Annotated in this window: 20 protein-coding genes, 1 pseudogene and 1 riboswitch; of the genes and pseudogenes, 4 read left to right on the top strand and 17 right to left on the bottom strand. The window is 41.5% G+C overall.

Annotation, left to right across the window (positions count from 1 at the left end; all coding sequences use genetic code 11):
- Window positions 1-25: 25 nt before the first annotated feature.
- A riboswitch (cobalamin riboswitch) is annotated at window positions 26-212 on the bottom strand.
- Between the two features lie 240 nt (window positions 213-452).
- Window positions 453-857 (top strand): hypothetical protein, encoded by a 405-nt coding sequence (locus K6V30_RS24200; protein WP_055269787.1) that lies wholly within the window; start codon window positions 453-455, stop codon window positions 855-857.
- Between the two features lie 710 nt (window positions 858-1,567).
- Here K6V30_RS24200 and K6V30_RS24190 read toward each other — a convergent pair.
- The 7 genes and pseudogenes from K6V30_RS24190 to K6V30_RS25325 all read right to left on the bottom strand — a co-directional run.
- Window positions 1,568-2,002, bottom strand: a complete 435-nt coding sequence (locus K6V30_RS24190; RefSeq protein WP_010539175.1) for a hypothetical protein — start codon at window positions 2,000-2,002, stop codon at window positions 1,568-1,570.
- A gap of 15 nt (window positions 2,003-2,017) precedes the next feature.
- Window positions 2,018-5,212 (bottom strand): DUF6443 domain-containing protein, encoded by a 3,195-nt coding sequence (locus tag K6V30_RS24185; protein ID WP_055269789.1) that lies wholly within the window; start codon window positions 5,210-5,212, stop codon window positions 2,018-2,020.
- Window positions 5,213-5,228: 16 nt separating this feature from the next.
- Window positions 5,229-8,090, bottom strand: a complete 2,862-nt coding sequence (locus K6V30_RS24180; RefSeq protein WP_224207220.1) for a hypothetical protein — start codon at window positions 8,088-8,090, stop codon at window positions 5,229-5,231.
- A gap of 79 nt (window positions 8,091-8,169) precedes the next feature.
- Window positions 8,170-8,265, bottom strand: coding sequence for a smalltalk protein (locus K6V30_RS24175; protein ID WP_022302478.1), 96 nt, complete (start codon window positions 8,263-8,265; stop codon window positions 8,170-8,172).
- A gap of 43 nt (window positions 8,266-8,308) precedes the next feature.
- Window positions 8,309-8,761 (bottom strand): N-acetylmuramoyl-L-alanine amidase, encoded by a 453-nt coding sequence (locus tag K6V30_RS24170; RefSeq protein WP_055269793.1) that lies wholly within the window; start codon window positions 8,759-8,761, stop codon window positions 8,309-8,311.
- 39 nt (window positions 8,762-8,800) lie between these two features.
- Window positions 8,801-9,286 (bottom strand): HU family DNA-binding protein, encoded by a 486-nt coding sequence (locus K6V30_RS24165; protein WP_010539170.1) that lies wholly within the window; start codon window positions 9,284-9,286, stop codon window positions 8,801-8,803.
- Between the two features lie 319 nt (window positions 9,287-9,605).
- Window positions 9,606-10,063, bottom strand: a pseudogene (locus K6V30_RS25325) (DUF1016 N-terminal domain-containing protein); the annotation flags it as partial.
- Between the two features lie 225 nt (window positions 10,064-10,288).
- Between K6V30_RS25325 and K6V30_RS24155 the strand changes: the two are divergent.
- Complete coding sequence (locus K6V30_RS24155; RefSeq protein WP_010539168.1) at window positions 10,289-10,525, top strand: DUF4248 domain-containing protein; 237 nt, start codon at window positions 10,289-10,291, stop codon at window positions 10,523-10,525.
- A 322-nt stretch (window positions 10,526-10,847) separates the two neighbouring features.
- Here K6V30_RS24155 and K6V30_RS24150 read toward each other — a convergent pair whose 3' ends face one another.
- The 7 genes from K6V30_RS24150 to K6V30_RS24120 all read right to left on the bottom strand — a co-directional run bounded on the left by K6V30_RS24150 (window position 10,848) and on the right by K6V30_RS24120 (window position 20,593).
- Window positions 10,848-13,295, bottom strand: a complete 2,448-nt coding sequence (locus K6V30_RS24150; RefSeq protein WP_010539166.1) for a DUF3987 domain-containing protein — start codon at window positions 13,293-13,295, stop codon at window positions 10,848-10,850.
- A 179-nt stretch (window positions 13,296-13,474) separates the two neighbouring features.
- Window positions 13,475-14,176, bottom strand: coding sequence for a ribose 5-phosphate isomerase A (gene rpiA, locus K6V30_RS24145; protein WP_055269797.1), 702 nt, complete (start codon window positions 14,174-14,176; stop codon window positions 13,475-13,477).
- A gap of 82 nt (window positions 14,177-14,258) precedes the next feature.
- Window positions 14,259-16,049 (bottom strand): hypothetical protein, encoded by a 1,791-nt coding sequence (locus K6V30_RS24140; protein WP_055269799.1) that lies wholly within the window; start codon window positions 16,047-16,049, stop codon window positions 14,259-14,261.
- 87 nt (window positions 16,050-16,136) lie between these two features.
- Entirely contained in the window at window positions 16,137-17,540 is a 1,404-nt protein-coding gene (locus K6V30_RS24135; RefSeq protein ID WP_168166753.1) for an O-antigen ligase family protein, read from the bottom strand.
- A 369-nt stretch (window positions 17,541-17,909) separates the two neighbouring features.
- Complete coding sequence (locus K6V30_RS24130; RefSeq protein WP_055269803.1) at window positions 17,910-18,347, bottom strand: hypothetical protein; 438 nt, start codon at window positions 18,345-18,347, stop codon at window positions 17,910-17,912.
- Between the two features lie 130 nt (window positions 18,348-18,477).
- Complete coding sequence (locus tag K6V30_RS24125) at window positions 18,478-18,924, bottom strand: hypothetical protein (protein ID WP_055269805.1); 447 nt, start codon at window positions 18,922-18,924, stop codon at window positions 18,478-18,480.
- 19 nt (window positions 18,925-18,943) lie between these two features.
- Complete coding sequence (locus tag K6V30_RS24120) at window positions 18,944-20,593, bottom strand: hypothetical protein (protein ID WP_022302472.1); 1,650 nt, start codon at window positions 20,591-20,593, stop codon at window positions 18,944-18,946.
- 341 nt (window positions 20,594-20,934) lie between these two features.
- Between K6V30_RS24120 and K6V30_RS24115 the strand changes: the two genes are divergently transcribed.
- Window positions 20,935-21,393, top strand: a complete 459-nt coding sequence (locus K6V30_RS24115; RefSeq protein ID WP_055269871.1) for a hypothetical protein — start codon at window positions 20,935-20,937, stop codon at window positions 21,391-21,393.
- Window positions 21,383-21,601 carry a helix-turn-helix transcriptional regulator gene (locus K6V30_RS24110; protein ID WP_010539163.1) on the top strand — a complete coding sequence of 73 codons (219 nt, stop codon included), beginning with the start codon at window positions 21,383-21,385 and terminating at the stop codon, window positions 21,599-21,601. The genes K6V30_RS24115 and K6V30_RS24110 overlap by 11 nt, the downstream gene beginning before the upstream one ends.
- A 1-nt stretch (window position 21,602) precedes the next feature.
- On the opposite strand, the gene trhA is transcribed toward K6V30_RS24110, so the two are convergent.
- The 3 genes from trhA to K6V30_RS24095 are packed head-to-tail and all read right to left on the bottom strand — an operon-like array spanning window position 21,603 to window position 24,547.
- Window positions 21,603-22,253 carry a PAQR family membrane homeostasis protein TrhA gene (gene trhA / locus K6V30_RS24105; RefSeq protein WP_010539162.1) on the bottom strand — a complete coding sequence of 217 codons (651 nt, stop codon included), beginning with the start codon at window positions 22,251-22,253 and terminating at the stop codon, window positions 21,603-21,605.
- A 46-nt stretch (window positions 22,254-22,299) separates the two neighbouring features.
- Complete coding sequence (locus tag K6V30_RS24100; protein ID WP_055269807.1) at window positions 22,300-22,632, bottom strand: hypothetical protein; 333 nt, start codon at window positions 22,630-22,632, stop codon at window positions 22,300-22,302.
- 7 nt (window positions 22,633-22,639) lie between these two features.
- Window positions 22,640-24,547, bottom strand: a complete 1,908-nt coding sequence (locus K6V30_RS24095; protein ID WP_081030849.1) for a DUF3857 domain-containing protein — start codon at window positions 24,545-24,547, stop codon at window positions 22,640-22,642.
- Window positions 24,548-24,554: the final 7 nt, after the last annotated feature.

The raw sequence follows: 24,554 nt of genomic DNA, 5'->3' as shown, positions 1-24,554 counted from the left end.
TTTAACTCCCGAAAGTGATTAATAATATGTTTATTTGATTCCGGCAGGTCTTCTGACTTATCTCTCCCTCGCAGCGCCTTCCCACATTAGCTGATGCAGTGGCATCGTGTGCGGATTCATCGAGAATTACAGCAGCGGGTACTGTCGCCGATTTGCACAGCGTTCCCTCATTGACTAAACCTCTTTTTAGTTCCGAAACCGGATACAAAGATAGAAGATTATCCAATAGCTTGGATGGCTTTTAACATTAAATTTTGGGGAAACTTTTCTTTCTTGCTGATACAGAAAGTTTTCCGTTTTGGATAACTTTTAAGTTTCATTTTTCGGAAAAGCTTCTGCTTTTGTCTCTTCTCAGATTGAAATAATTCGACCTCTTCCTTAAGTAAGGCGGTGGTTATGAGTGTAGTATATATAGACTCACGTCTTTTATGAAATTGAAAAATATAGATCTAATGGAAAGATTAAAAGATTTGCATACTGGTAGAAAGAAGTTTTCCAGAGTTGAGCGGATGCATTTTTTGCAAGAGTTGGAAGAAGAACTGAAAGTTTATTATCTCTCTTATACTGAGACAGTAAATAGGCCTTATTCCGAACAGGAACAAGAGATTATTGTCCGGATTATCAAGATGCTGATTCGTCAGCTTCGGGGTACATCCAAGTTTCAGTTGTTTAGCAGGAGAGGTGCAAGACGTAAGTCCGAAGATCCGGATGATGTGGAAGAGCGGGAAGAACGCCGGAAGGAGCAGACAGACGAGATACGTTTGAAACATACTAACCTTTATTCGTACAATCCTCTTTCCAAGAAATATAAAGCGAAGAAGGAAGAACTGCTCCGGAATCTGAAAAGGGAGTTCTAGTCTTCCGGATGTTTCATTGAGAACGTCTGGGAGGTAACAGGAAGAGTAGACCGGCAAATGCGTATGTATTGTGAGTCCCTTGCGTTTGTTGAGTCTGCTCTTCTTTGTTTATCTTCTATTTATTCCTTTTCTGTTTTTTATGTTCCTGCTTTTTCCGATAGGCTTCTTCTAATGTATATTTGTTTACTTTCATTGTTGTTTTATATCCAAGGAATAATCCTGTTAAAAGTAACATCAGATAATTGTATAATATAGACTTAAACTCTAAACTGAAGGTTATATATATTACAAAATACCAGCAATAAATTTGCGGTATTATTATTTCGGAGTTCAAATATAATGTCCGGATCATTCCTTTTTCTTTCAGAGGCTGTTTAGGTGTCTTTATATATGGAAACAGATAACTCATCATTCCACCTATTGCAATAATTGCTCCCCAAAGCATGACTACTATTACAATAGTATGCTTTAGGTAGTAATATTTATAAAAAAAAGAGGAAAACATGAAGCAAGGAATTATTATGACGCAAAACCATGAAGTAAGTTTCTCATATATTGCTATAAAAAGATGTCTCATATAACTATAAATTAATCGTTAAAACAAATTATTTCCATCATTCTTTTGTGATTTTATATACCTTGATATGGGTTAATTATGTTCTAATTGCCCATATCAAGGTAGGAGACTGGTAAATCCTAGTGCATAAGAGTTATTTATTTATTTTCTTTTTACTAACTCGATTTAAAATATATAAGTTGGCTTTTATTGCTATTCGATTTCCAAGAAATAATCCTAGTAAAAGTAGCATTAAATAATCAATATATATGGATTTTCGAGCGAAGAAAATAATATATGCTGCTGCACAGTAATAATATAACATATCAATGTTTTGATGAAACTTGAAACAAGCTGTTTGAATAATATCATTAGTTTCTACTTCCTTTCCCTTTGGATGTTTATTCCTCTCAAAGTAATTTAATATCTTACCTATCAACCATATTATCCATGAAATTAATAATAATATCATGATAATAAACATAAACTCAAATTCTCCTAAGTCAGGATGAAAAAAACAATAGATAATCATTAAAATGCTGTTGAGTATGGTTATCTTCTTGAATATTTCTATAAAAATATTTCCCATATATTGTTTAATGTGTTAATCTTTAAGTTGTTCTATTATCCATTCAAAAATATCTCTTATATAGTTTGTAGAATATTCTTCCTTTCCGACAACTTGATTAGTATGAGCATCATATGCATCTTGAGTAGGATCGGGAGTTGTTAATTCTAAAGCTGTTCTGGCTATACCCGAACCTATTAAAACTTTTTTTCCTGCTTTTCCTATTTTACTTTTATCATTAGGATCCCTTTTAGGAGCCGGATCGCCATTAGGCATCATTCCTGACACGTTGGTATCTATACTGTTTGCTACGTTTGCCTGATTCTTGTCTAAATTTTCTTTAGCTTTTCTGTCTCTTTTCCTCTGATGATTGTATTCAGGACTGACAGCGCTCTTTACCTGATAATACAAGAGAGAGCCAAAGGTATAAGACATCTTAGGCGCATCTGTAATCATTTGCCCTAACTCCGCGAACTTGTCTGATGTATGCCTCATTATTTGTTGATCTGAAGGCAAGTTATAGCTTTGAGTTCTCGTCAAAGGGTAATAGAACGGGAGAGGACCATAGGGTGTCGGGATCGCTACTCCTTGTTTGCCGTCCGGATCTATATGTGTAACTGGATTATTAAAGCAATACCCATAAGGAGTATTTGAATAATTCTTTTCACTTGACGGATCTGCTACATGCCATCTTCCCAACGCTGCATCATACATTCTTGCCCCATAATCATACCAATCCAATCCATTCTTTCTGTCCAATTCTTTGCTATTATACTTAAAAGGTTGGACAGATGAAGTCGAAGCGAATACTCCTCCGAACGGATAATAATGATTAACCTCATCTACATTATTATTCTCGTCTATAACCACCCGATTATTTCCTTGATGGTCTTGCAAGAAATAGTGATGAACAGCATCCGCAAGGGTTACATATCCTACCTCTGTCAGCAGTTTGACAGGAATTCCATTTTCATAGATCACGTTGCCGCAATAGTCTGTAATAAGTGTATCCTTATCTGTCACATGTGTAGTACGAAGTTTGGCTCCTTCCGGACTATAGAGATAAGAAATGTTACTTCCGTTCTCAAACTTTATGAGGCTTGGCAAATTTAAGTAATTATATTGGATATCAGTAATTTTTTTGTTTAAATCTCTTTTTAGATTGCCACTGATGTCATAGGAATATTCTACAGATTTGTCAGCACCGTTTGAAAATTCGAAGCTACCTGCGTATGCCGAATTTGCAGCATTGTCTTTAACAGAGAGCAAACGGTTGCCATTATAACTCAGTGAGAGATCATCTATTAAACCATAATCATTCTGTGATGTTTGACCGAAACGTTTCAAGCCCAGAATATTTCCATTTTTATCATAACCGGTTATTTGTTCGTTGAAACGGTTTAAATTCATGCTGAGATTATTCCCTTCTCCGTATATTGCATCTTTCATTCGGTTTAAACCATCATAACTAAATTTATACCCGGATATTCCTGACGAAGCAGTCTGCCAAGTCATACTACTGACATTTCCATTATAACAGGGGGTTCCTGCCCCGTCTGTATAGTGCAACTTTTGTTTGAAGAACGGACTGTCAATACTTATCATCCAATTACGAATGTTGTAATCGTAGGTTAAAGCTGTTGTTCCATTATTCAGCTTCACGCTTTTAAGCCGGCACAGATTGTCATATTCATTTTCTGATAATATGGTGTCTTGTTCGCCATTCAGACGATATATCACTTGTTTCAACCGTTCTCCATTGTCATATACATAGTCGTAATACTCTGTTATTACAGTGTTTTTGTCAGAATCGAGATGTAGATGAACGTGTCCTTTTGTTAATCCCGTGAAAGTATAAGAATAAAAATCGATATTATATCCTCCCAGATGGTTTGTTCCTCGTTGCTGAATTATACGTCCTTTTTTATCATAATAGAGGGCTGTTAATAGATAGTTATTGTTATCTAGATAGGAACGTTTCCCTGACTGTAATCCGACAGGATTTAAAGTAGGAACAGAAAACTCTTTTTCTTTATTCTTCAACCATGATGGGAAATCCTTAAAGCTATATTCTAGGGATAACCGTGTAGGCTGACTTTCGAAGTCTGCAAGAAAACTATAATCATCATAATAGTTCACCTCTTTAGGGTTAGTAGAAACCATTCCTAACAGATCATGAATAATATAGCCGGTGTCCATGGCACCTCCTCCTTGGTGTCGTTCGGCATATACTAATACATTTGAGATTGCCGGGGCGTTGAGTGACGAACTAATGCCAATTCCCTTTATCACCTCGCGTCCCTTTTGGTCGGGGACGGAGAATATCCATTCAAATTGCCGTTGTTGAAGTCGATTTTGGAGAAATATTAATCGGTCAGCTTTGTCATAAGCATAGCGGTTGGTGTCTCCGGGTTTTTTCTTCATGATACAGTGATTGCGGTTGTCATAACTATATTGATAGGCATACAAACTCAAATCATGAGATTCCTGATACATGGGAGGCAATACATAACATAGATTCCCTTTAATGTCATACACATAATACGTATCATACTGTTTTGATCCATCCATTTCCCGATTCAGAATAGTCCTGTCTTCTTTGTCTATGAATGTGTATAATGACTTTCCGTCTTCATCCGTAGTCTGTATTACTCGCAGTTCTCCCGGATCATATACACTTTCTTCAGATAAAGTCCCTTCATCATTAATTTGATAACGGATGCAGTTTAAGGCTGAAGTCGTATCGTTTGCTAAATATTGTGTATGAACAGGATTTCTTTTCCATGCTTCTCCCACATCTTGCTGAAGTATAATTCTGCTTTCGGGAAAGTGGTCGTACTCGGTATATTGATAAGGAACATTGTCTGCATACTGTTTTACAGTACTGTTGAAAGGATCGGAAAGAAAAGCTCCGTTGTTTCCTTGAGCATGAAGCGGTAACCATTTTTTGGATATCCGGCCCATAGAATCATACGCAGAAGTAGATATCAAATCTCCTTTTGTGGGAGAAATTCCTTGAGATACAGTTTGAATAGGCTTACCTAATCCATCAAAATACTGAAACTCCTGAAGCATGGAATCGGCATTGGGAGAAAGCATCGTTTGTGTATGGACAAAGCTCCTGTTGACATTCAGCGAGTCTGCGTTAGTTGTTGTAAAGGGAAGATTCTCATTTCCCGATAAAGCCGAGCAAATCGGCAATAAAAGCATTAAAGCAAATATATTCTTCATAATTCATAAGCTTTATTTAATTATTATTTTCTGAACCGTAATGGTAATCATACCGAGAGATAACATTCTTGTCATTGTCCTTCACACACTGGAGCCGTCCTGCTTTGTCATATTCGTAATAAGTCTTAATCCCTCTGATATCGGTCACAGAAGTCATTCCTATTAAAGGCTTATACTCATATCGGGTTTTCAATCCATCTTTTTCTATGGTAACCGGATAGCGGTTATTATATCCCCAAACGTAAGAAGTGACACTTCTGTCTTTAGCTGTTTGCCGTGTTAAGTTTCCCCATGAATCGTATGCGTCATTGTGGAAGTCGGAATCAACAAAATCCAGATTAAAGTCTTTCCATTGAGGAAGTTGGTCATAGGCGGTTTTTCTTATTTCTTCCAGTTTTATTAGCTTGTCGTATTTTTTATATTTGTTATATTCTCCGCTTATTACTGTTTCAAAACTATCTGATTCTTTTTGAATAGTGAGTGCTTTTCTTACTGGCATACTGGTGAGAAAAGAGTCCACCATCATTTTTTCTATATCCGAAGGAGTAGTCATATCTTCCGGATATTCTATTCGCTCTCTTAATATATCACCATTGCTCAAAGTGGTCAATATACAATTCAGCCGACCGAGGGAGGACTTGAATTCGTATTCCCTTTGGGTTGTAAAAACTTTCCCGTTTGTATATTCTTTTGTCGTTTTACTACCGATCTGTGCTTTATCTACCACTTCTATGGCATCAATATAGAATACGTCGCCTGCTGTTTTTACATTTTTGATATTTTCAGTTTGATAACCGAATATAGGATGCCATTTTCCTCCTGGGTTCAGATAAGTAAATTCTTCTGAATAAATAGTATCTCCATTAAATGTTGTATAGAGTGATTCGAGAAGACCTCTTTTGTGGGCATTCGAATGAAGGCGGGAGAGAATAAATCTTGCCATACCGGAATTGGAAGAATTTATTCGCTGACCAGGAATGAAGTGGAGGCTTAGTGCATCTATCTGCGAGTAATCACCAATGAAAGGGTCGAAAGAATTTTTATATTTATATTCCGTCATACTACCATCTGATTTTTTCTCTACTACTCTGGCATATTCTATATGAGGACCCTCCAAGGAATAAGTTGCCATATCCTGAACATTTCCTCTGTTTATATAATAGAGCTGATTGGATATCACTGTGGTATAATCTAAACGATATCTAGGCATCTTTAGTAAAATGCCTGAACTGCTTCCGTCTAAATTCTGATATGTAAACTCCCGGCGGTTGCACTCACCGGTTTCCGTATAATCGCTGATCGTTTTTACTCGTACCCCTCCTGTCTGCTTGTCGACTGGTACTGATCGAATGACGTACTGATCCATTGCACGTTTGGAATAAGTATTACCTTCATATTCATAAGTGGTATACCCACCAGTAGGATATGAAATCTGTTTGAGCATGCCAAGCTGGGAATATAGAGCATTCGCTTCGCGTTGACTGCTTGTTATCACTTCTTTTTTATCCTTATCTGTTGTTGTAGAAGGAATGAAGTTGTTGATGCCGATTAATAACTGTCCATTATAATATCCCCAATGATCTACGGCACATGTGCCATTGAAAGGAAATACCAATATTGATGGAAACTCATCTACTCCTATATAATTCATTTTATAAATCTTCCCTTCTCCGAAATCAACCTCCTTTAAGAATAAGACTTTATTTTTATCCGCAGAATACTGATAGCTTAAATCGCAATGTAGTATTTGTTCTGTAGTCGGAGACAGGGAGTTGACCGTCACGGATGACAACTTTAGCAGTGCAGGCAAATCATGTGGATTGCGATCTGCTCCATATTTTTCTGACTGTTTTGAGGTATAGTCTAGTTGAATACGGCATACATCCCCCACTAAGATACTTTCCAGATAAGTAGGAAATTGAGACACAGTACTAGATTCATAGTATGAAGCCGATCCTCCGGATTGAGTCGATACTATCTTGTAATTAGGTGAGGGCATCATGTTTTTAATGATTCCCCGACTTGTATAGTCTCCTGATCGGTATATCAAAGATACTTTTCGTCCATTAGGTGCTATGATTTTTGTTAACTGCCAGGATATGACAGTTCGTTCCACACTTTTTTCTGAGATACTACATTCCCGATCATATAATCCGGACTGATCTCCTCCGAATATATATTTGTATCCATCATTGGTGGTGATTTCAAAAGAAGAAATTGGACTGTTTTGAAAATTGAATACTTTGATCTTAAAGTTGTCTCTTGCAGTGTTTGTATTGTAAATACATATTTTCTTGTTTACATCAAACTGAAAACTACCCTGATACCCCATAAAATTGAAGTGAAAAATGTCCGGAGTACTCTCGTACATAGCCGATGATGGCTTTGAAGGATCATACAGATAAACAAAAGGCTCATCAATAGTACTTATGTTATGAAATTGCTTTCCGAGTAAAAGAGGATTCGTTATGCTTTCATTAACAGGAACAGAACGATGGTAATCATAATAGCCGGCCATCGCGATATCATGGTTCTCATCCGGAATTCCTACTACTGTACGAGTGATAACTCCACCCGTATTCAGATACCATCCTTGCCCTAAAATGCCGGTTTGATGATTGGCAACCAAGCCATTGGATGCATATTCTAAACTTATGGGGATTTCAAAGTCGTTATCTTTATAAGTATAGACAGGAATAGAAACTCCCGTTGTACCCGTATATAAATCGACCGGATTATTTCCGTACCGAACAAAACTTTGAGTTTGCGGAGTCTGGATCGTTTCCTCTACTGATAATATTGTTTGTGCCTGAGCCGTAAGTACGAGACAACAGGACATACATAAAGTAATAAGTTTATATTTTAATAAATAATTCATATGTTATTATTTTAAAGATTGATACTATTAATACCTTGTGAAAAGGGAAGAAAGTCTTCCCTTTCACAAGGCTACTATTTTACAGATTCATCGCATTAGCGCCCAATACGCCCGCTACAGCCGAAGCTACTGCGATGACTACTTTGAGAATCATATCCCAAAGAGATTTTTTCATTGCCATAATTTTATACACCTCCTTTCCGAATGCTTTTAAATGGTTAGTTACTTCCCGAAAACTCTCTTTTTACTTCAAAGCAAGGACATGCCTTGATCCACTCTTCCGGTTCAATCTCCCCGTCTCCGTTCAGGTCCGGACTGAGATCCCGGTGTCCGCACACCCGGCAGGCGGGGAAGCATTGCTTCAGTTGGTTCACCAGCAGGCGGAGGGAGGCACGTTGTTCCGGTGTCCGTGTGTCTGCCGGGCGTCCCCGGCAGTCCAGACCGCCTTCATAGCAGATTCCGATACTCGACGCATTGAATCCCTTCACGTGTGCCCCGATGCGTTCGATGGGACGGGTAAGAAGTGTCGTGCCGTCTTTGCGGATATAGTAGTGGTATCCTGTTCCATTGAATCCCCGTCGCCGGTGCAGCGTCTCCAGGTCAAAGGCCGTCAGTGTCCGGTCCACCCGCGTTGCAGAGCAGTGGATCACGATTAAATCGATCTTTCTCATGATTTGGTGGAATTTGTAAATACCTGATTGACGGTTGCCTTATACCGTCGGGTCCGGAGCTTCTTCGTCGCCGTCGTCCGGGTCCGGCTTGGGCTTGGGGTTTTCCGGATCGGTCTTGTCTCCTTCGCTGCTTTCCGGTTTGTACTTGCTGAAGTCCAGCGTTTTCAGTGCGTCTTTAATCTCCTTTCCGGGGCGGAAGCGGACACGGGCGCCTTTGATCAACCCTTCTTTCACATCCTTCTGGACGAGTACACCGTTGCTGCGCAAGGTAACATAAAATGAACCGATGTTCCCCAGTCGGACGATCTCTCCTTTCTTGAAACTGTCGATCATCTCCGTGTGCAGTGCACGCAGCACACACACTACGTCTGCCCAGTTCACGGTACTCGAACGCTGGATGCGTTCCGCCATTTCGTCTATATCAATCTCACCGCTCGACTTGGCGAGAGCGTAATACAGGTCCGGTTTGTCTTTTTCCATCATGTTCTTGCGGAGCACGCTGGTGAATGAAAATACTTTTGCCATAATCTTTTTCTTGTTTTAAGTTTTTTGAATCATTGAAAAATAAAATGTTGGGGTCACAAGTGGTTCCTTGCTTGTGACATGACAAAAGTACGGTAGTGGGGATGGGCGATGTCTGTATTTGTCCGTTGATGTCCGCAGATGTCTTTTTTTATCCGGAAATGTCCGTGGATGTCTGTTCTTGTAGTGGTTTGAGGACGGGATTAAAAAGAAAGTCCCTGATGCGAGCTGAATAATACTGTTCAGTTCACATCAGGGAATTGGAACGATTCGTTCCTGATTGGGGTTCAGGACTATGTTATGCTATATCTTATTCTGATACTTCGATATGTTTGATAAGGCCCAGTTCAATACCTCTTTCGTCGTACTCTTCGGTGAACGTCAGCATATCAAAAATATAGGGATCTTTTAATGTCTCTTTTACTTGCTTGGCTTGTATTTCGGGAAGAGTGGCGGCGAAGTTACTGGTCAATGCTCCGTGAGAATGATAATAGTCCTGCTTGATTGCCTCGATAAGGAAATCCCGGCTCCAACCGTTTTTCAGACATTGGATCATGTACCAGTAGCGGGCTTTTATATCTTTCACTTTTTGCATAAGTGCTACATTGTTTCCCCAACCTATTTGTTTTTGACTCTCGGTTAGTAATTTGCCAATATCCCAATACATTGAAAGCATTTCTTCATTGGCTGTGTAAATTGCCTTTTTTGTGCAAGTAGTACTCTTGCTTGTACTTGTCTGAGTAGATATGCATAGTTGAATGCATCGTTTTGATTTTCCATTTTGATTTCGTCTGTTCCGCTAAAGATACTGCTTATTATTGGTTAATCGCTCCCCCTGTTCGAATTATTTTCTTTGCTTGTCTGTATTTGTCCGCAGATGTCCGCAGATATCTTTTTTTATCCGGAAATGTCTGTATTTACCCCAATAAAATACGCTTATTATTTTACAAATTGAACTTTTATTAGTACCTTTATACCATTGAATAATGCTAATAGAACAAGATTATGGAAGAATTACTTGAAGAGAAAAAGTTTGAAATGAGAGCTTATGACAAGGCAGAGCTGGCTCTGCTCTATTGTCCGGGCCGTTCGGAAGAAACGGCACTTAAAACAATGATGAGATGGATCAGGCAATGTGAGCCGTTGATGGAAGCGTTGGACGCTATCGGATATAACTGCCGGCGGCACCGCTTCCTGCGTCGGGAAGTGGAGCAGATTGTCCGTCACTTGGGAGAACCTTGAAAAGAGGGAACGAAGTACCTTCCCCTACTGCCGTACATACGTCTTTTTCCAGTTTTCAGTATATCATTCAGCAGGTTGTTGTACTTCTCTTTCTCTCTTCTTGTACTTGTCCGGTCCATTTCTTGTACATCACAGGCTCCGTTTCAGTACTTCTTTTCCCTCATTCCAGTACTTGTTCCTCTCCATTCTGGTACTTGTTTCCCTTCTCTCTTGTACCGGTTTCTGTTCCGTTTCTGCGGACCTCTTCTCTTGTGATGTATCTATTTTATACCAATTTATCAGCTCTTTGAGGCTACTGCCACTGACAACTGACACTTAACGCCTATTTGTCTGTGAATTCTTTTATTCTGATATATCTATCTTCTTGTTTATCAATGTATTTTAATTCTAAGAGACTCTTTAGATACCTACAAGTGCTTCTTTCACTAATACCTTTTGTCAGTGCTTTCTCTTTGATCTCTTTGTAAGTAAAAGTCGTTGGAAGACTTTCTACGACCGTCCGGATTCGGAAGTAAGATTTCAAAGGTTTTGATTTCACCTCATCTCCCGGCAGTGAAGAGGAGACGAGCAGGCTGTGATTGAGGGTGGTTTGCACGATCTGCATAGCTGCATGGAAATCTTCGTCCGTGCAGATGTACTCCTTCATGCGCATGGCACCTTCATATTTGCGCAGGGCAGTGAAGATAGAGGCTATGCGTGCCACCATCAGTGCACCACGGAGGACGATAGAGCCCGGTGCATCTGCCTGCTCACTGGCTACTTCGTTGAGCAGGCGGTCGAAGTAGGTGGTATGTTCCTCCCATTGGCTGTCGGTCAGCGTGACTTCCGTAGGCGACTGCTGAAAGAAGTAGTACATCTCCAGTACTTGCAGACTAAATTCTTTGTAGAGAGTGACATAGTCTTTTTTCCCCTTGATGGGGGCTGCCGAACGATATTTCCATCGTGCCCCACAGGTGTAGATGGTGAAACGGGGGAAAAGTCCGTTCTCCATAGAGTGCATGAAGTTGGGTAGTTGGTTGGGCGTGCCGGACAGGCAGAGTGCCAGGCGCGGCACTTCAACAAAGATGAGCTCACCGTCTACTTTGTAGTCTGTGGCTGCCGATTCATGATGGTATGCGGCACGGAATACGTCATCGTGCTTGCCGTAATCCTGTTTGATGGCACCGGAGATCATGTCCAGTTCGGTAGCGTTGATAATGAGTCCGAGGTCACCATTATTTTTCAGCCGTCGGATGATTTGGTTTTTGGAGGTGCTGGGAGCACCGCATAAGTGGTAATATTCCGGTGCTTCGGGCTTCGGGCCGGGAGTGGATGCTCCTGCGGTCTGCGTCCCCTTCTTGAAGCATTGATTGCTTCGTTCCCATTCCATGAGCTCCCGTTCGTAGGTATCCTTTTTCCGTTTGTTTTCTCCTTTCAGATAGTTTTCGATCTCTCGCGGAAGCATACCTGCCAATGTGAGAAGCCCTTTGCCGGTGGCGGAAGGAGCGATGATCAGGATGTAGAGATGAGGGCTGTAAAAGCGCTGGTCGAAATTGATGCGGACAAGAGGGAGGCAGCCGCTTAAGTTGGCAATCAATCCCAGAAGCAGCATATCACGTTCGCGTTGTGTTCGTGCGGGTATCAAGGCTGCTTTCAGAAAATCGGGGAGGTTGGCGTATACTTCGTCCGGAATGCAGGGGGTGGAACCTCGTAATTCTTCATTTTTTATGGACAATTCTTCTTCTTTTCCCTGGTCGTTTTCCACAGAAACAGGCATAAAGGTGTCAGTTGTCAGTACTGTCAGTGAACGGGGAGTCTCTTGGGGAATGTAAGACAGGTCAACGTATTGATATCCAGCTGATAAGTCTTTTTGCAGCTCTTGCAGCGTATAGCCGTTTCCCACGATTTCTACTGACATAACAGATGTTAATTTTTCAACCTCCTCTTTCGAAAATCCCTTACGTCGTGCGCTTCTTCCCATTGCCAGCATGGATTCGTGGCGATTGCCTTTTTGCCAGGGATGGTACTGGGCGAAGTGGCGGACGAAAGCTTCGATGTATCCGCAGGCTTCGGTAGGGGGAGGGATAGGAGAGGCTTTTCCGTTGTTATTATCCTTGTTGTTGCCATGGTTGCCGCTGCCGTAATTGTTTTTAGTTTGGAGCAGATGGGCCAGCGAAGGATTGGCGGCAAGTTCTTCACGCCACGGGTAGGGTTCGGGGGCAGGGTTGTAGTAAGCGTCGGTATCCCACACACAAGAGCAGGGCTGGGTGATGCGGGCGCATTGTCCGTCGCACGGGTGTCCGGCGATTTGTTCCAGTGTCTGCCGGCAGATAGCGTAGGCGAGGGGATACTCTTCCGGGGTACGGGCGTCGAGAAATACGATGACTTTGAGCCCTCTGCCGGAGATGCTGGTCTGTGTGTAAGGCACGTAGGGGAGAGCACGGAAAAGGGCTTTGACGGCAGATGTCCGTTCGTTCAGGTGGTCGAGGTCGTACATGGCTAGTCCGCTCATCTTTTCCAGATTGGCTGCGGCATGACTGCAATGCGGGCGGCAGATGCCCTCGATGATGACGACAGGCATGGCGCCTTTTACCATTTTGGCTTCATTGCTGCGGTCGGGACGGTCTTGCAGTTTCCGGTAGCATTCGGTTTGTGCCTTCCAGAGTGAGCTGATGGTTTGCAGGTAAAGGTTGTGTAGGGTGACGATGGTTGATTCTTTGCTCCAGGTGTTTCTAAAAAAAGAAAAATGAAATTGTAAATTTTTGCTTTGCAGTGAGTTTTGTCTTTCCATACTACTTTTTTTGTTTTTATTGATAAATCGATAGTATGAGATAAAGAAGGGAGGATAGTGCTTTCACTATTTACAGAATGCAGAATAGTCGGTTCTTTAAGTCGGCTGCAAAGATAGACCGGTTGTAAAGAAGCTTAAAGTGTTAAAAATAGCGTTTCTTTCGCGCTCTTTCTTTTATATTATCCGGCTACAACTACTTCTATGTCGTAATTGATGAAAAGTCCGCTTTCAATAACGCCCGTGATTGTTTTCAGCTGTTCTTCCAGTGAAGCGTCAATATAACGGAAACAGGTGTCGAGGATGAAGTTTCCGTTTTCTGTCAAAATAGGTCCGTCTTTACCATGGGCCGGTCGTAATGAAATTTTGGAGGCTCCCAGACGGTACAGTTCTTTTTCGACGTATGGCAGTGCATTCGGAAACACTTCCACCGGTATGGGGAATTTGCTGCCCAGCAGGTTGACAAGTTTGCTGGGATCGACGATGATAAAGGTTTTGCCGCTGCTCCTGATCAGCAGCTTTTCTTTGAACATGGCTCCGCCACGCCCTTTTATCAGATTGTGGTCGGGGTCCACTTCGTCTGCCCCGTCAAATGTCCAGTCGGGACGTTTGTTCCAGAGGGTGGTTTGAGGGATGCCCAGTTGGATGCAAGTCATGGAGATTTCCTGGGAGGCGGGGACCACTTCCAGAGGCAGGTGCTCTTCGTGAATCCGCTTGGCCAGTTCGAACAAAGTGAGGTAGACGGTGGAGCCGGAGCCGGCTCCTATTATGTCGCCAGCTTTGGCTGTGGCGGCAATCTCGCGTGCCACACGTTCTTTGGCTTCTCTGTTGGTAATTTCATTCGACCATTGAAGGTCTTTTATCAGTTGGTTTTCCCATTTCATTGTTCTTGCATTTTTAGAGTCTCTCTATAAATAACAAATCCGGGATTATGTTTGTTTCGTTTCAGTGCAGGTACGCACAACATTACCAGAAGATCACCTGTCCGTTTTCATAAGTAAAAATACGTTCTTCTTTTCCATCGGTGTTGTCCTTTAGCCAGAATAGGGCATCGCTTGGGACGGAGTTGAATTCTATTGACTCACCGGTAGCTTGTTGAGTGCTGATGGTTTTCCAGCCTTCTTCGTCATAAAATGATAATTCATATTCATGACCGGAAGTAATGCCGTTACCATCTGTTCTTGGTATATATTTCATCATTTTTATTTCTGCTCTTTCCCCCAAATCTATTCCCAGCCATGATGCCGAAGCACTGAAAGTTAATATATCATTATCAAAAGCATTGAATACAGATCTGTCATTTTCGTTCGAGCCCATTGCTTTGCCTTTGATTTGTTTTAGATTACTGTCAAAAAACTGCCAGTCACCAAGCATGATTATCTGATTGGGTTTGCATATTCTCCAGTAACGATAGGAAGCCGGTTGCTTAAGTATGATTGTATCGTAGTTAAGGTCCGGATTGGTTCGGGTGATTGTGTATATTGTATCTGCATTTTTGAAGTCCGGATGATCGGATGCCTCTATATAACATCCTTTTAAACTTTCCGCCCAATCCATTTTGTAATCATTCAACGGATATTTGCGTGTTATTTTTAAATGGATCGGGTGTTTTTTGTCCGGAATAAGATTTCGTACTTTGCCATTTATATCCAGCAGGAAAGGAAATCCGTTATTTATGATGCATCCACCGTTATAGTAGGTGGGGAGATATACGATGTCGCGTCCCATATTCTGAAAGGACGCTTTGTTTTCTTTTACTGCACTCCACGCTATCGGTTTCCAAGCCAAGTCATTGAAAACTGACAAGTATAGATAAAGGGGAGTGGAATCGGATGATTTCTTCCATTCGACTTCGATGTCAGATACCTTGATATATTGCTGTGTGACATCCTTTATAAAAGGATTCTGGAAGAGTGGAGGAATGGAGTCTTTTCCATCCGAAACAGGTATAGGATTGTGGGAATAACTCATACGATATACCTTTGCTGTCTTGGGATTCTGCATGTCTCTGCTATTATCATTCGCATAGATAGGGTCTATTGTGACACGCCAATAATGTTGTCCATTTCGATAGGACCAGCCGGGAATGAAATCAATGGCAGCAGGAATTCCTGTTGTACGCAGCCGGCTTAATTCATAATAACATACGTCCAGACAGTCGAATTTGTAATTCGAGTCGGACAGAGTCGGAATTTTGATACCGCGGAAGTACATATCATCACTGTGTCCAAGTAAATTTCGCTGGATGGATTTTACATCGGATATGGAAGTCGGGACATAGTGGTAGTATTTAAAGCTTTCCAATACTGTTTTCCACGAATACAGGGTGGAATCGCTTTGAAGAAGTGGCTCGTATGCAGTTCTATAAGGTAGTATATACTCGCAGAAGTCTTCAAAGGATAATTGGCGGAGCCAAAAGCATTTGTTCCACATTTGTATAGAGTTATCAATGTGCTGAATCAGGTAGTTACCTTTAATGACCTCAATATCTTCTATCTTTTTCAGTTTTCCATGCCTGTTCAGATTTTTGAGTGGAATGTTATAAACTGCCTTTTTCATCACATTCGACATGTCGGGATATAAGGAATCCATCGTATTAATGTATCGGGTAATGGACTTATTTGTCAGCATATGATGCCCCGGCATATTTTCGATCAGGAAGATGGCGGCTTTTAGCTGCAGGCTGTCCGATGTACTTTGAGAGTAATGAGACAGTACGTACTCTAGCTCATGTCGGTTTTCACCGCTTAATTCCAAAGCTTTTTCAAGCTTTGAAGGTTGTGTGCTACATCCAATGAGGACAAACGCACAAAATAAGGTTTGATAAATTCGGTACATCTTGCTTTATTTTGAAAGATTTCTTGTTTTGAGTAAATAGTCGTTTAACTCTGATTTTGCATTTATGGTAAAAGAGTTTTCAACTTTTAATGGTTGGTGGAGTGCTTGTCTGGCAGTCCAAACCGCTTTCACAGTATCTCCTTTTTCCAGATACAGGCGCCAGAGTTTATATTGAGGTCTCAGTCGGGTAGGGACCATGAATGAGGCTATTCGATAGGCTTCTTCCGCTTGCTCATTCATCCCTATTCTCCGGTAATAATCGCCTAACCAACAATAAGTTTCTGTACCCGGAATAATTTCTATTATTTTAGGTATGTCTTCAGGCTTGCAGGAGTGTTTGGCTAACCATCCGGCATAGAGCATATTGAATTTGATGTTGGACTTCAGTTGAGAGTGATAAGTATTGGCAAATTCCAATGCCTTAGTATTATTTTCTTTGGATAAAAAAGATAATTCATAGGAGGCTTTCTGATAAAGATGTCCTTGAGTATATGCCCATATACCTATTGTCAGATACATTGCGGATAGTGAAATGACGGACAAGCGGTTGGTTTTACAGGACAATATGCTTCTGCAATGTAAACAGCCCGATAATAAAGGAAACAATAACAGAACGGGAAATATATCGGTTGGATAGGAAAACATGGAAAAGAGCAGCCAGCTTGTTATTCCGGCTCTTGCTATTGGCTGGGGTGGGTGTTGAGAATCGCTTTTCATGTATACGCCTGCAATAACAAATAATGCGAATAATAGTCCTGGGATACCCGTTTCTATGGCTAAGTGCAACAATTCATTATAGGGGTATGCTGCATTGTCCGCTACCATCATCTCTTCTGTATGGTTATTGTTTTCAAAATGATGGGCTTGATAAAACATATATTGTCGGGGAAATGAACCAACTCCATGCCCTGACCAGGGGCGGTCGGTCAGCATTTCTGAAGAGACTTTCCATATTAGCAAACGGGCATTGCCCGATTGTGGACGATACAGATAGAGTAGTGCTCCGAATAAGAGAAGAAAGGACGTACTTGTGATGAGGATCGTCTTTTTATATTTTCTGAATAAGGAGTAATGGGATGAGAGCAAGAGAGTGCAGCCGGCCACTAATCCCATGATGGCAGCACGTGAATCTGCTAATATAAGTCCGATGGTCATAAGTGTGACGGCAATCGTCAATCCGGATATCGACCACCATTTTTTGTTCAAGTATCTCTCCCACAACAGATAAGATGCAATGATCAGGCAAACGGCCAGATAGCCGCCTAATGGTCCGGGATTTCCCAGATGTCCGGTGACCTCAAATTGTGTGTGTCCACTATCCAATAGACTCAGTTTCTGTCCGATGGCAGTCATTGCTTCTTCAGTGCCGGAGAAGACTAATGCATAGAATACTACTTTTTTATTTTGCAATCTACAGATTAGTATGTAGACTCCGATGGTTGTCCCCCATTTACAAATATCTGAATTTCCTATATATGAAGAGTCTGTTGCATATATCAGAATGAGGTTATACAAAAAGTAAAGAGTGATGGCTATATCTAAAATTGTGATTGATATCGTTTGTTTTCTTTTGCTACTAATCGTTTTTGTCAACAAAACTAAGCACAACAATGCCAAGGTATAAGAGATTGTTGTCTCCCAATGAAATAACTTGTCGGATGAAGCATAAACTATTGGAAGCAAAAGTATAAATAGTATGATGAATATTTGTGATTTCATATTTATCCGAATATATCCCACGGTTTTTATTGTGTGTCTTTCTATCCTTTTAATAAAATATTAATACCAGTTACTCTGCACATAAGGAATAGGAGGTTGCTCTTTGGGATCACGAGTCTTTTTCCTATCAAGGATATAGCCGTAGTTACAACCGAATAAAACTGATGCCGGTTCTCCCGTGTCTGCCCAGATTTTGACTTTAGCAGCAAAGTCTTCTTCCAATCGCTCTTTTGTTTTGTCATACCAATATATGATCGTATAAAAAGCTCTCCCCACATTTGTTCCTTCCGGATTTGTTTCACTGGGTGGTACTACTATTCGTTCGATTGTAGGAGCCTTGTATTCTCGGTAATATCCAGGTCCGTATCTTAGTATGATTTCCTTGCTCTTGGCTTTAAGGAGTGAATCACGTTTCTCTGTTGGAAGATTATCCAGATTCTGTGCACATAGAGTGATGTAGATAGTTAGAAATAAAAGTATTGATAATATTCGTTGCATGGGTTATTGGTTAATTTTATTTTCTTTATAGGCGTAAATAAAAAAGTACTTTAATTGATTGATTCTGAATACAAGTAGTTAAAAGCATATGCAATGCTTTTAACTACTCAATTTATTAATGAGAGTATTATTACCAGTTACTCTGCACATAAGGAATAGGAGGTTGCTCTTTTGAACTACGCGTCTTTTTTCTATCAAGAATATAACCATAGTTACAACCGAACAAAACTGCTGCCGGTTCTCCCGTATCCGCCCAAATTCGAACTATTGCCGCAAAATCTTCTTCCAATCGTTCTTTTGTTTTATCATACCAATATGTAATCATGTAATAAGCTCTACCCACATTTATCCCTTCCGGATTAGTTTCACTGGGTGGTACTACTATTCGTTCGATTGTAGGAGCCTTATACTCTCGGTAATATCCAGGTCCGTATCTTAGTATGATTTCCTTGCTCTTGGCTTTAAGGAGTGAATCGCGTTTCTCTGTTGGAATATTGTCTAAATTTTGTGAGAATACTGTAATCGTATATCCCAAAAGAATAGATGTCAATAAAAGGATTTTTTTAATCTGTTTCATAACTTTATTGATTTAGTTCTTAATTTGTTGGAGTTGACCGTTTTGTTGGACCTGTTCGGTAAACTTTGGCTGAGGCATTAATAGAATGTCCAGCAATGATTTCATAATATTTTCCATTATTTATGCCAACATAGTCATATACAAGAGCTGGAATTTTTCCATCATTATATGCCCAATTACTATCAGTACTTGATGGTCCTGTTTGTCTTGATCCACCATCTGTACAATACGTTAAAGGGGTGTGAGCATGGAAAAAAGCAATATAATATTTTCCTCCTAATAATGGAGAATCCGGTGCTTCATCTACTTTATATGTACTCTCATAAAGAGGGACACTTCCGTGTGTTCCTATCGATCCTTGAACCAATTCTCCAGTAATAGTAGCACCATATTCATATTGTCGTGTTGTCGTATTGATATATATCCAAAATCCTTTTTCACGCCTTCCGGCACTTGAAGCTGCATTTTTTGTATCTTGCCATATAGCATCCATATGGCTTTGGGTGGCTTTTTCTATACTAATAACGTTAGGGAATTGTACTTCGATGCTTTGTGTTTGTGTTTTAATCTCACTGTTTCCAATTGTAATACAAGCATAAATGTCCCATTTTCCAGGCTTTAAAGCTAGTAGATCACATCGTAATATTGTTCCAGTTTGTAAAATCCAATATTTTGTATCAGATTGATCTTTCCAGCCAATTCTAAACTCTATCTTTGTGTTGGCTGGTTGTGTTGGTTTTATACTTACAGAAAAACCATAATTATCGAGTAGATTAATACTCTTTTTGTCCCTTTTTAACTCGGCGGTATAAACGGTTTCAACAGGATTTTCCGGATCTGTAGTACCTCCTCCTTGTCCACATATACATGGGTTCTCTCCACAGTTGGGGCAGACTACGTCAGGAACATCCACCCACTCACATTGTTCTTCCCATTCAGTCCAACTGTCTACCTCTTCACAGGTTGTCTGTATCAACTCACCGCCAAGATAGGTATCGGTACAGTAATATTTATAATGTTCAACTTCCACCATCTCGCATACATACTCTTGTGATCTGGTTTGTGCTATCGTTCGTGTAGAGTCGCAAGGCGATATGGTGCCAATAACCTTTCCTTTGTCGTATTTACGTCCGGAAATTAGCTCTCCATTCAAACTGTAATATCTGACTATGCCACTGAAGTCTTTTATGGTACTGAAACTAACACTTAACGGCCTCTTCTTGTGACGTTTCAGATAATCGCCTCCGACAGTTATTCTTGCTATTGTAAAAAAGATATCTCCATTTGTACTTTTTTCAGCGATTAGTCTGATGGCTGTATTACACCAATGTCTTTTTTGAGAAATAGAGTCATTTGGATTCTGTTTCATGTGCATGAATTCACTGGGGCCTTCTATCGGAACTTCCACTATTTTTCTTTTTTCAAAATCTAATACTGATGCTTTGGCCCAAAGAGGAATAGATAATAGTTCTTCGTCAGCCTTTCTCGTTACTTCGCTAGGAGAGAGATGGAACGTTTTCGCTGAAGATTCAAAACTTTTCTGTGCTTCTGCTACTGTAATTTCAGAACCAGAGTTTTCTGTTTGTGTCTCATCATTTTCTAGGCATCCTGCGAGAATTGTGACGGATAGCATCCCTGTAAAGATGAGAAATTTTGTTTTTCTTTCCATTAAAATTTTTGTTTAATTCATAATGGCTGGTAACTGTCTGTCGACGTCTAGCAAGCATTTATCAGCGATAATATATCTAAAACGTTTTATTCGTGTATTTTTTTATATTTAAAAGAATGACGTTGGTTGACAAGAAAAGTACTCACTGTTTTAATAATAAATTGATGAAAGGTATGAACAGCGAAAGAAATAGGTAGTTCAATGAAAACGGGAGAATAAAAAAATAGATGGATGATTGCTTGGAATATAGTTTTTAATAACTATTTTTGTAACCTAAAGGTTTCTTTTTGGAACCTATGGGTGAAACTTGAAGATAAGAATATGGACTAAATTCTATGGTTATGGAAAATTTTACGATTGAAAAGATGGAGATTAAAAGGTTTAATGCTCTATTGGTCCGGACTATTGCATCGGCGTTGCTTTTGGGAGTATTAATATGGGAGACATTCTGTCTGGATACCAGCAGCAAGGGGTTTATAGGAGGAATATGGTATATATTTGTATTTGCAGTTTTGCTGTTTGTTGTTGCGGCTATAAGGGCTGCCGATGTCCTGGAAAGAATAAAAAAAGATAAGAAGTTGATGGGAGCTTTGGATAGTGAAATTTATTCGGAATACAATTTCAAGGCTTTGACTGCAGGCTTTTATGCGGCTATACAAATGGGATTGTTAGTGTATTGTTTTGGAGATTTTTTTAATCTTTCGGTACGTATGGGTGCGCTGATTATAGTGACCGTGACTGTGCTTATCTCGGAAATAAGAAGACTGCTTCTGTATAATCCCTATAAAGATGGAAAATAAAGAACTGCTGAATAAAATAAAGGTGTACAGGGCGATGAAGAACATCAGTCAGGAAGAGCTGGCTGTAGCTATTGGAGTGACCCGTAAGACAATAAATACGGTAGAGACAGGAAAGTTCATCCCCTCTACGGTTCTTGCGCTGAAGATAGCACGTTATTTCGGAGTTCCGGTGGAGGAGATTTTCGTGTTGAATGACGACCTGCTGTAACTTACAATATCAACCAGATCGCTATCATATGTCCGATGCTTCCTCCCAGACAGAACAGATGGAAGGTGGCATGCATGTACGGTTTGCGCAGCGAATAAAACACCGCCCCGATGATATACGAAGCTCCCCCGCCTATCAGCCACCAGAAGGCCGGGGCGGCTCCCATCTCTGTTAAGTTATCCATCAGAGGTTTCATGGCCACCAGAATGCTGGCTCCCATGGCTACGTAGCAAACCGTTTCCAGATTACTGTGTTCTTTCAGTTTCTTGAAACTCAGTATGAAGCCGACGATAGCCGACAGCCAGACAAAAGAGAAAATGCCCCAGCCCCAACCTCCGGCATGCCTCATGACAAGCAGTGTGAACGGCGTATACGTTCCCGCAATGTGCAGGTAGATCGCCCCGTGATCGAATTTGCGAAGCAGCTCTTTCAATCTGCCCGGGTGATTGCCGTGATACCATGTGGAACTGACATAAGAAGAAAGCATGCCAAACAGATAAACGGATACACAAGCCACCGCCCAGTCCGGTTCGGTGCTGGCCGCCGCTTTCGAGAGCAAGAAATACCCGGCTATGACTCCAAGCAGAATACCTGCCCCGTGACTGAGCGTGTTTGCCCATTCTTCGACGTTATTATATCTTTTATTTTCCAATGTCTTCTTTCGACTTTTGTTATGTTAGAGCCGCAAAGGTACACTTTTATTTTTTCTTGAAAGCCAGACTGATTTTCTTTTTAATAGGTTGTATTTTCTTTTTATACCAACTTTCCTTTGCTGAAGGAACAGCCGATTTATCTTCGGCATTGGATGATTCTATCAAAAACTTTCTCATCTGTTCTTCCGGTGGATAGATCCATACAAAATCAGTATCTTTGTACTCAGGATAATCATCCATAAAAAAGCCCCAGTCTTCAGTGTCAAAGTTATAGTAACCAAGATTGGTTATTCCGCGTTTATCGCAGGTTAGTACCGTGAGAGAAAATTCTTCTTTACCGTCCCGTGCAGGGAGGTCTGTTTTTTTGTGTATTTTCATTTTTCCTTTAATTTGGTTTTTTCTTTAGTATGATTTTCCCGTTATATTGCTCTGCTACTTGTTTCCGGAAGTCGAGGAAGGCCGCATATTCTTCGGGAGCATAAATCCCTTTGCGCATAAACAGGTTGTGAACAATCCATATCTCGTTCTCATTCACTCGAACCGAAGAATGGAAATTGCCGAATTTGCTTTTCAGGTCAGCCGGTCGCGGAAGCCCTTCAATGGTATATCCTTCGGGAAGCTGAATGCGGATGCTGTCGGCATCCGAGTAACCGAAATTGACGTGGATGGGGTGGGTGCGCTTTGTGATATGCGGTACGCTGAACCCTTTGCGAAATACATTGGCGGGGATAAACAGGCGGTTTCCCGTCTTGTTTCCGTACTGGTTGCTGCTTGCCGTATAGTCGAATGTGATAGACGGATTTGCCTCTTTGCATTCGCTGATGTGCAGGCGCAGGATATCGGCCTGCGAAAGGTTGATGTCCGAGCGGATGCGGTCTTTCTGCTTGTTGGGTTCCAGGTAGACTATCCCCGCTTCGTTTTCGTATTGGAATAGCCGGGATACTTCTTGAACTTCGATCTTCGCTTCTGCGGTGGGCGAGAGTGAAATCCGTGCGGTGATCTGTTGCGTATTCAGCGAGTCGGGATAGGCGGGCAAGCGGTATATGCTGCCCCCGGTGGGCTGGATGAGCAGGGCGTCGTGTCCGGCAATGTCCTGATGGACATAGCCGAAAGGAAGCTGCGGATTCGTGCATTCCAGCCAGAGTGTATCTTGCGGGAGAGGCACTTGCAGAATGACGTGGTTCATCTGGTTGGCACTGGAGAAGTCGGGCAGCAGCCGTTCGTTGGTGGTGCTGATCACCGTATAGGTGGACGGGATACCCAGCTCGTTCAGCATGGCACGGGCGTAGTTGGAAAGTCCCTTGCAGTCACCGAATCCGGTGCGGCAGACGTCGGTGGCGGTAATGGGCTGCAATCCTCCGATACCCAGTTGGATGCTGACGTAGCGGGTGGTCTTTGCCAGATAATCGTAGACGGCTTTCACTTTTTCGCGGTCGGTTGTGCAGTTTGCTGTCAGTTCGTGCAGCTTGCTTTTGAACGGTTCGGTGAGCAGGTCGCGGTCTTTGAGAAGGCTGTACTGCCACTCTCCGTACTTTTGCCATGTGCTCATGTCGCCCTGCTTCTTGTCGAAACTGAAAGCGGAAGGGGCGAAATATACGCGCGGGAATAGTTCGGCAAAGCTGGGTCCGAACGGTTCGCTCACGATAGGCGGCAACTGGGCGGCGGACACTTCCAGAATCTGCTGTCCTTCGGGACCGGTGGATTCCTTCACTTGGATATTTTTCCCGTCAGTGTTCAGTGTCCGGTATCTGCATTGCTGTCCGGCAGGCAGTTCGATGCGGTAGGAAGCCTTCTCTACTCCCTGGCTGAAATCCATTTGCGGCATGAAGGTAGAATAACCTATCAGTCCGTTATTGCATTTCACTTCCCACACATATTTCACGGTGAAAGGGAAGGAGGGATAGTTGCATTCGTAATAGTAAAGATAATCGTCCGTGGTGAGCGAGGAACTGTATTCGCTTTTCACCAGTTCCGATTTTTTGATCTTCCGCACGCTTTCTCCCGAAGCGTTGATAAGCTCTCCGGAGAACTTCTGCAACGAACGGAACATATCGCAGCTGCAGAAGAAATGTGCCGCATCGAGTCCCTTCTTATTAAGGATGGTGACGGTGCGGGTTTCTCTCTCGACGGACTGGGTCATCGACTTGCAGATCACTTCCGTCCGCGCGTCTACGATGAGGGAGTTGGAATTGGAGGCTATGTCCTGGGCACGGACAGGCAGGAGGCAAAAGCAGAGCCAAGTGCAGAGCAGTCCGTATAGTTTGGTTCGCGAATAATGGGTCATCAGCTTCATGTTATTA

Origin of the sequence: Bacteroides faecis (assembly GCF_020091505.1) — a bacterium.
Lineage (GTDB): Bacteria > Bacteroidota > Bacteroidia > Bacteroidales > Bacteroidaceae > Bacteroides > Bacteroides faecis.
Note: the sequence above shows the minus strand (reverse complement) of the source record. Positions and strands in the feature narration are given on the sequence as shown.

What these genes read in the sequence shown, in the direction of transcription:
- K6V30_RS24120 (WP_022302472.1), bottom strand. Translation starts at nt 20,593, where the DNA reads ATGGAAAGAAAAACAAAATTTCTCATCTTTACAGGGATGCTATCCGTC.
- K6V30_RS24115 (WP_055269871.1), top strand. Translation starts at nt 20,935, where the DNA reads ATGGAAAATTTTACGATTGAAAAGATGGAGATTAAAAGGTTTAATGCT.
- K6V30_RS24170 (WP_055269793.1), bottom strand. Translation starts at nt 8,761, where the DNA reads ATGAGAAAGATCGATTTAATCGTGATCCACTGCTCTGCAACGCGGGTG.
- K6V30_RS24180 (WP_224207220.1), bottom strand. Translation starts at nt 8,090, where the DNA reads ATGAATTATTTATTAAAATATAAACTTATTACTTTATGTATGTCCTGT.
- K6V30_RS24155 (WP_010539168.1), top strand. Translation starts at nt 10,289, where the DNA reads ATGGAAGAATTACTTGAAGAGAAAAAGTTTGAAATGAGAGCTTATGAC.
- K6V30_RS24165 (WP_010539170.1), bottom strand. Translation starts at nt 9,286, where the DNA reads ATGGCAAAAGTATTTTCATTCACCAGCGTGCTCCGCAAGAACATGATG.
- rpiA (WP_055269797.1), bottom strand. Translation starts at nt 14,176, where the DNA reads ATGAAATGGGAAAACCAACTGATAAAAGACCTTCAATGGTCGAATGAA.
- K6V30_RS24125 (WP_055269805.1), bottom strand. Translation starts at nt 18,924, where the DNA reads ATGAAACAGATTAAAAAAATCCTTTTATTGACATCTATTCTTTTGGGA.
- K6V30_RS24185 (WP_055269789.1), bottom strand. Translation starts at nt 5,212, where the DNA reads ATGAAGAATATATTTGCTTTAATGCTTTTATTGCCGATTTGCTCGGCT.
- K6V30_RS24190 (WP_010539175.1), bottom strand. Translation starts at nt 2,002, where the DNA reads ATGGGAAATATTTTTATAGAAATATTCAAGAAGATAACCATACTCAAC.
- K6V30_RS24100 (WP_055269807.1), bottom strand. Translation starts at nt 22,632, where the DNA reads ATGAAAATACACAAAAAAACAGACCTCCCTGCACGGGACGGTAAAGAA.
- K6V30_RS24175 (WP_022302478.1), bottom strand. Translation starts at nt 8,265, where the DNA reads ATGAAAAAATCTCTTTGGGATATGATTCTCAAAGTAGTCATCGCAGTA.
- K6V30_RS24200 (WP_055269787.1), top strand. Translation starts at nt 453, where the DNA reads ATGGAAAGATTAAAAGATTTGCATACTGGTAGAAAGAAGTTTTCCAGA.
- K6V30_RS24150 (WP_010539166.1), bottom strand. Translation starts at nt 13,295, where the DNA reads ATGGAAAGACAAAACTCACTGCAAAGCAAAAATTTACAATTTCATTTT.
- K6V30_RS24110 (WP_010539163.1), top strand. Translation starts at nt 21,383, where the DNA reads ATGGAAAATAAAGAACTGCTGAATAAAATAAAGGTGTACAGGGCGATG.
- K6V30_RS24130 (WP_055269803.1), bottom strand. Translation starts at nt 18,347, where the DNA reads ATGCAACGAATATTATCAATACTTTTATTTCTAACTATCTACATCACT.
- K6V30_RS24095 (WP_081030849.1), bottom strand. Translation starts at nt 24,547, where the DNA reads ATGAAGCTGATGACCCATTATTCGCGAACCAAACTATACGGACTGCTC.